Here is a 6,981-nt window from a genome sequence, read left to right as displayed (position 1 = left end):
CTTCTCGTGGGCGGCGAGGTCGACGCCGGGAGCCACGATCGCGTCGATCGCGTCCAGCACGTCGGCCGGGAGCACCGTGTCCGCGGCGGCGAGATGCGAGCGGAGGTGGTCCATGGTGCGGGGGCCTATGATCGCGCTGGTCACGCCCGGGTGCGCGGTGACGAAGCCGAGCGCGAGTTGGATCATGCTGAGGTCGGCCTCGTCGGCGACGGTGGCGAGTTGCTCGACGGCGTCGAGCTTGGCGCGGTTGGCGGGGATGCTGATGTCGTAGCGCTGCTGCATGAAGCCCGCGCGGTTGGTGCTGATGTCCTGTCCGGCGCGGATCGCGCCGGACAGCCAGCCCGACGCCAGCGGGCTCCAGGCGAGCACGCCCATGCCGTACTCCTGTGTCGCGGGCAGCACGTGGGTCTCGATGCCACGCTGCAGGATCGAGTAGCTCGGCTGCTCGGTCACGTAACGGCTCAGACGTCCCTCGCGGGCGGCCCACTGCGCCTGCACGATGCGGTAGGCCGGGAAGGTCGAGGAGCCGACGTAGCGGATCTTTCCCGCGCGCTGCAGGTCCGTCAGCGCCGACAGTGTCTCGTCGTCGCTGGTCGTCGGATCCCACCGGTGCATCTGGTAGAGGTCGACGTGGTCGACGCCGAGGCGGCGCAGGCTGTTCTCCAGCGCGGTGACCAGCCAGCGGCGCGAGCCGCCCCGCTGGTTGCGTTCGTCGCCCATCGGCAGGGTCGCCTTGGTGGCTAGGACGACGTCGTTCCGGCGGCCGGCGATGGCCTTGCCGACCATCTCCTCGGACTGGCCGCCGCTGTAGGCGTCGGCGGTGTCGATGAGGTTGATCCCCGCCTCGAGCGCGGCGTCGACGATGGCGGTGGCTTCCGCCTGGGTGGTGTTGCCGATTCTGCCGAAGTTCATCGCGCCGAGTACGAGGGTGCTGACCTGCACACCAGTGCGACCCAACGTGCGGTACTGCATGGTTGTTCTCCTCGATTTGGTGGTAGCTCATCCGGTCAGTACGCTGATTAAGCGGAACGCCGTTCCGGTAGCCAACGTACGGAACAATGTTCCGGATGCCAAGTGGAGTGACGGAGGTAACGCGACGTGGCCGACACCGACAGCGGCTCGGAGCAACCGGTCCCGCGCAAGCGGGCCGACGCCCGACGCAACGAGAGAGCCCTGCTCGACGCCGCCGCCGCAGCGTTCGTCACCTCCGGCGTCGACGTGCCCGTGCGGGACATCGCCGCCAGAGCCGGCGTCGGCGTGGGCACGATCTACCGCCACTTTCCCACCCGAGCCGACCTCATCGTCGCCGTCTACCGGCACCAGATCGAGGCGTGCGCCGAGGCAGGGCCGGCCCTACTGGCCGACAGCGACACACCGCACGCCGCCCTGGCACAGTGGATCGACCTGTTCGTCGACTTCCTGGCCACCAAACACGGACTCGCCGCAGCACTACAGTCCGACGACGCCGCCTTCCAAACCCTGCACACCTACTTCCTCGACCGGCTCGTCCCGGTCTGCGACCAGATCCTCCACGCCGCCGTCGCCGCCGACGAGATCCGCCCCGACCTGGACGCCTACGGCCTGCTACGCGGCGTCGGCAATCTCTGCATCGGCGCCGGCACCGATCCCCGTTACGACGCACGCCGCCTGGTCGACCTCCTCGTCGCCGGCCTACGCGTCCGCTAGGTGACGCTGCCAGTAGACGACCGGCTCGAACGCGGCCAGCTGTCGGCATCCGGGTTCCGGTGCAGAGCCAGGTACGCCAAATGTGCACAGGCCTGGGCGAGTGGCGCTGGGGGACCTTGCGGCGCCGGTCGCCCCGGCGACGCGCGTCCGTTGCTCACGATGAGTAACCGGTGGACGTGGGCCATCGCCCGGATTGCGGCTAGATCCAGATGTCACGTGCCCTATCGGCGTGATGGCAGATCCGGCCGGCGGCCTGGTGCGATACGGTTCAGCGCGCCGCGTTCAGGTAGCGCAGCACGGCGAGTACTCGCCGGTGGTCGGTCCGCGCCTGGGGTAGGTCCAGCTTGGTGAAGATGGATGTCACGTGTTTCTCCACGCTGCGAGGGGCCAGGTAGAGCGACTCGCAGATGGCCGCGTTCGACCGGCCCTCGGCCAGCATCCCTAGGACCTCCCGTTCCCGTTCGCTGAGCCGGGCCAGGCCCGCGTCCACCGCCGGCGCCGCCAGCAACTGCCGCACCACCTCCGGGTCTAGTGCTGTTCCGCCGGCGGCCACCCGGCGCAGCGCGTCGACGAAGTCGTCGGTGCTGACGATGCGGTCCTTCAACAGGTACCCGACCCGCTCGGGATGCTCGGCGATCAGTTGCCGCGCGTACTGGGTTTCCACCCACTGCGAGAAGACCAGCACACCGGTGTGCGGGTTAGCCGCCCGGATCGCCAGTGCCGCCCGCAGACCTTCATCGGTAAAGGTCGGGGGCATCCGCACGTCGACCACCGCCACCTCCGGCGAGTGCTCGTCGACCGCCGCTTGCAGGTCGTCACCGTTGTTCACCGTCGACACGACGGTGATTCCGTGATCGGTCAGTAGCAGCCTGATCCCGTCGCGTAGCAACGGGTTGTCCTCGGCAATCACTACTCGCATGGCAGCTCCACGGTGATAGTCGTCGGCCCACCGGGTGGGCTGTGCACCCGCAGCGCGCCGTCCAGCGACTCGGACCGCCGGACCAGCCCAGTCAGGCCCGTACCCTTGCTCCCAGGCCGCGCCCCGCCGCGCCCGTCGTCGGTAACGGTCAGGCGCAGCGCGCCGTCCAGCGCGCGCAGGTCAAGCCGGATCCGGCTGGCCCCGGCGTGCTTGGCCACGTTGGTGAGCAGTTCGGCGGCGCTGAAATAGAGCGCCGACTCCATCTCGGGCGCCGGTCGCTGGGGCAGGTCCACGTGCACGTCGACCGGCACCGCGCTGCGCGCGGCCAGGGTGTCGATCGCGGTGCTCAGGCCGGCGTCCAGTGCGGGCGGGTGAATGCCCCGCACGATGTCCCGCAGCTCGGTCAGCGCCTCCACCACCGCCCCCTTGGCCTGCGCCGCCATCGCCCGAAGCTCCGGCTCGTCGGCCCGACGCTCGATACGGGACAGCGTCACCCCCAGCGCGACCAGCCGGGCCTGCGTGCCATCGTGCAGATCCCGCTCCACCCGCCGCAGCAGGGCTGCCGCGTCTGCCCGCAGCGCGGCCCGGCTGAGCTCCAGCGCCGCGATCCGGGACCGCTCCGGGCTCGGCTCCAGCAGCGCCCGCACCAACCGCCGGTCCAGCCACACGATGAGCCGGAAGTACCACGGAAACACCAGCAGCGCGGCCAGCCCTTGGGCAAGCAGACCCCAGGATCCGCCCCACGGTGACTGGTCGGGGAACCGATGCACCCACACCGAATAGCTGACGCTTAGCAGCCCTCCGACGACGAGGATCCCGCCGATGTACGTGGCGACGGTCATCAGCGGCAGCCGGGCGAAGCAGTAGGCGAGCGCCTTCCAGGCGCCGGGATCGGTCAGCACCGCCCTGGCCCAGCGCACCGGCCCCGGGCCCCGCTGGCGTACGGGCGGAGGGTTCGGCCAGCTCCAGCCGAGGAACAGCCGGGCCGGCCCGCGGAAGTACCGAACGGTCAGCCGGGCCAGCACCAGCACACCGGTAAGCAGCGGCAGGCCGATCGTCAACAGCGACAGTACGGCGAACACGAGCCCCAGCAGCGCGATCGCGAAGGTCGGCACGGCCAGCAGGGTGCCGGTGACCGTGTACCCGACCTCACGCCAGGTCCGGGCGGCCACCGGCGCGCGCAGGATCGCGACGGCGACCGATCTCACGGGTCCACGACCAGCGACTCCACCGGCCGGCGGCGCGTCACCACCAGCGCCGGCGCCACCGTGCCCAGCAGGACCAGCCCGACCACCACGGCCAGGCCGAGGGTCAGCTGCCCGGGCGGCAGGTGCGGCGTCCACGTACCCAGCATGCCGTGCAACATCGGTACCATAGTGACCATCGCGACCACCGTACCCACCACGACGGCGGTTAGCGTGACGATCTGCGCCTCGCAGACGATCACGGCCAGGGCCCGTACCCGGCTCGCCCCGACCAGTCGGGTCACCGCGAGTTCACGGCGTCGGGACAGCAGCACGGTCACCAGCGTGTTGACCGCAGCCACCGCGGCGAACGCGACGTAGACGGCGGTCCCGGAGTAGTCGGTCCACACCTCCGCTGCGCGGTCGGGCCTGCCATGCACGTGCCCGGAAGTGGTGTGCACCACGACCTTCACCATGGCGAACGCGATCGCGAGGACCAGCGGCACCAGGGCGCCGGACAGAGCCTTGGCACGCACCGCGAGGTTCTCCGCAGCCAGTACGCCGGTGCCTCCGAGCAGGCGTGCCAGCGGCGCGGTCAGCCGCAGCAGGACCGGGCCGAGGAAGCCGGCCCCTACAGACATCGCCAGCATGGTGAAGAAGCTCGCCCGGTCCGCCTTCGCCGGGTCGCCGTTTGAGATCCGGACCGACAGAACCACCCCGCCGGCCACCAGCAACACCCCGATCGCGGTACGCACCAGACTGACCCGCCGCCGCACGACGACCGTCTCGATCAGCGCCGTCGCGGGGCGTACCCGGGCCGGCCGTAGCGCGGCGACCAGCGCACCCACCAGCGACGTGCCGACGGTGATGGCCAGCGCGGCGGGTAGCGCCGCAGCCGACGGGTGGAACGTGACGCCGGGCGGGATCACCGCGTGCCCGGTGAGGCCCGCCAGCCAGGCGCGGGCGAGCAGCGCCCCGAGCGGCACCCCGAGCAGCGTCGCCGGCACCGCCACCGCGGCGGCCTGAGCCGCCACCGCCCGGCGCACCCGGCCCGGGGTGGCGCCGACGGCGCGCACCAGCGCGATGTCCCGCCCCTGCCGGGCGATCGAGGACGTCATGGTCAGTCCGACGATCAGCGCGGTCAGGTACACCGCCAGCACCACGAAGAGGGCGGCCATCTGGGGGATGCCGCTGTCAGTCAGCGCCTGCCGGGCGGCCGGGTCCAACCGGGCTCCCGACATTGACGAGTTGGCACCCAGCGCGCCGGACACCAGCGCGGCGGCCAGGCACTGCGTGACGAACGGACCGGCGAACGCCCACGGCTGCTTACGCAGCGCCTGCCTGGTCAGCCCCGCGTTCACTGGGCCACCACCGGCTCGCTCGCCTCGGCGCGCAGTCGCTGCGCGATGGTGGCCGCGTCGGGTGTCGGGCCGTCCGCCACCAGTTCGCCGTCCCGCAACAGGATCAGCCGGTCGCTCCAGGCCGCCGCGGTCGGGTCGTGGGTCACCATCACCACCGTCACGCCGGCCCGATCCACCCCGGTACGCAACAGCCGCAGCACCTGCCCGCCGGTGGCCGGATCCAGCGCCCCGGTCGGCTCGTCCGCGAACACCACGGCCGGACGACCGGCCAGCGCGCGGGCGATGGCGACCCGCTGGCGCTGGCCACCGGAGAGTTCCCCGACCGGCCGATCCGCCAGCCCGGCCAGCCCGACCTCGGCCAGCACCTCGTCGAGCGGGCGCGGGCGCGGCCCACCCAGCCGCCGGGGCAGCAGGACGTTCTGCCGCACCGTCAGCTCCGACAGCAGGTTGTACGACTGGAAGACGAAACCCACCCGGTCGCGGCGCAGCCGGGTCAGCGCGCCCTCGCGCATCCGGGTGACGTCCCGACCCACCAGCCGGACCCGGCCCGATGTGGGCCGGTCCAGCCCGGCCGCACAGTGCAGCAGTGTGCTCTTACCCGACCCGGTCGCGCCCATGACCGCCACGAATACGCCGGCCGGCACCAGAAGCGAGACGCCGCGAAGAGCATTGATCGGCCGGCGGCGCGAGCCATAGCTGCGGCTCACTCCATCGAGTTCCACCACGTTTTCCATGCGCACCAGCCTCGGCGCTGGCGGCGACACGGACATCCGGGCGGCCCGAACTTTGCAGGTGCGGCTATCCGTACCGCCCACGTCCTGCCGACCCGGTAGCCGGGCGCACCGAGGGAGAGAACGGTCACGGTCCTCCGCGCGCTCATCGGCAGATCCGGACGCCGCCGGGTCGACCAACATAACTGACTGTAGTTGATCGTTGCAGAGCAAGCGCGGCCGCGAGCCGCAGCCGCACTCGCAGATGTCGATAGCTGCCGCGTGCTCGGCGGTGTACCCGGCTCTGCACTCGAAGCCGTACGCCGACACCAGCCACCTTCGGATCCCTTGACCCAACAGTGGGCGGCGACCGCCAACCCGCTTCACGCGGATCCTGCACAGGACCAGTGACATTCTCCCCGTCCTGAAGGACGGGCTGAATGTCAAGCAGCCTTGGACGGGTCATCCGGGTGACGGATCTTGGATTTGTCCGCGAATCCGGCATTCGGGCGTGCTTGCTGATTGCGCCAGCGGAGGTAGCCGCCGATGGCGGCATCCTGCTCAGCGTGGGTGCGGTGGTCGGTGCCGTTGAGGGCGAACTACCGTACGGCGGCGAACTCGGCCTCGATCCAGTTCAGCCACGACGCGTAGGTCGGTAGGTACACCAACTCCACCGGGTTGGCCGCGCACCAGGCACGGACCTCGGGGTGCTTGTGCGACGAGAAGTTCTCCAGGATCAGGTAGAGGGTCTGGTCGGGCCAGCGGCGGCGCACCTTGAGGAAGGCGGGGAACTCGCGCCAGCGTTTCCGGTCGCGGATGTGGTAGTGCAGCTTGCCGGTGGTCAGGTCCAGGGCGGCGATCATGTGCCGCACGCCCTGGTCGCGGGTGTGGGTGGCCCTTGACATCCTCTCCGCGCTAAAGGACGGAGGTTCCCTCCACGCTGCGTGTGGAACACGCGGCGTCCGGGTGGGTTACCGCTTCGCCGCGCGGTGCCGGCACGAATGCTGGTCTTACCTGCGCTCCACGGTCGTTGAAGTCCGCCTGTCCGGCGGCCTTGATGTTCTTCGCGGCGTTGACGTCCCGGTCGTGGTGGCTGCCGCACGGGCAGTCCCACGCTCGGA

Annotated in this window: 8 protein-coding genes; 1 reads left to right on the top strand and 7 read right to left on the bottom strand. The window is 70.8% G+C overall.

Annotated features, from left to right (window positions below; translation table 11 throughout):
• On the bottom strand, positions 1 to 972 hold a 972-nt coding region (locus GSF22_RS28290), incomplete at its 3' end, for an aldo/keto reductase (protein WP_208816793.1).
• A gap of 126 nt (positions 973 to 1,098) precedes the next feature.
• On the opposite strand from GSF22_RS28290, the gene GSF22_RS28285 reads away from it, so the two are divergent.
• Positions 1,099 to 1,686: a TetR/AcrR family transcriptional regulator gene (locus GSF22_RS28285; RefSeq protein ID WP_208816792.1), complete on the top strand. Its 588-nt coding sequence runs from the start codon at positions 1,099 to 1,101 to the stop codon at positions 1,684 to 1,686.
• A gap of 268 nt (positions 1,687 to 1,954) precedes the next feature.
• On the opposite strand, the gene GSF22_RS28280 is transcribed toward GSF22_RS28285, so the two are convergent.
• From GSF22_RS28280 to GSF22_RS28255, 6 genes are all read right to left on the bottom strand, one after another.
• Positions 1,955 to 2,605, bottom strand: coding sequence for a response regulator transcription factor (locus GSF22_RS28280; protein ID WP_208816791.1), 651 nt, complete (start codon positions 2,603 to 2,605; stop codon positions 1,955 to 1,957).
• Entirely contained in the window at positions 2,596 to 3,813 is a 1,218-nt protein-coding gene (locus GSF22_RS28275) for a sensor histidine kinase (RefSeq protein WP_208816790.1), read from the bottom strand. Before GSF22_RS28275 ends, GSF22_RS28280 begins: the two co-directional genes overlap by 10 nt.
• On the bottom strand, positions 3,810 to 5,150 hold the full coding sequence (locus tag GSF22_RS28270; protein ID WP_208816789.1) for an FtsX-like permease family protein: 1,341 nt from the start codon (positions 5,148 to 5,150) through the stop codon (positions 3,810 to 3,812). The genes GSF22_RS28275 and GSF22_RS28270 overlap by 4 nt, the downstream gene beginning before the upstream one ends.
• Complete coding sequence (locus tag GSF22_RS28265) at positions 5,147 to 5,884, bottom strand: ABC transporter ATP-binding protein (protein ID WP_208816788.1); 738 nt, start codon at positions 5,882 to 5,884, stop codon at positions 5,147 to 5,149. The genes GSF22_RS28270 and GSF22_RS28265 overlap by 4 nt, the downstream gene beginning before the upstream one ends.
• Positions 5,885 to 6,459: 575 nt before the next feature.
• Entirely contained in the window at positions 6,460 to 6,765 is a 306-nt protein-coding gene (locus tag GSF22_RS28260; RefSeq protein WP_244454280.1) for a transposase, read from the bottom strand.
• Between the two features lie 10 nt (positions 6,766 to 6,775).
• Positions 6,776 to 6,981: zinc ribbon domain-containing protein (locus GSF22_RS28255; RefSeq protein ID WP_208816787.1), on the bottom strand; the 206-nt coding region annotated here is incomplete at its 5' end.

It is taken from the genome of Micromonospora echinofusca (assembly GCF_017614955.1).
GTDB lineage: Bacteria > Actinomycetota > Actinomycetes > Mycobacteriales > Micromonosporaceae > Micromonospora > Micromonospora echinofusca_A.
The sequence above is the reverse complement of the archived record's forward strand: the minus strand, read 5'-3'. Positions and strand labels throughout refer to the sequence as shown.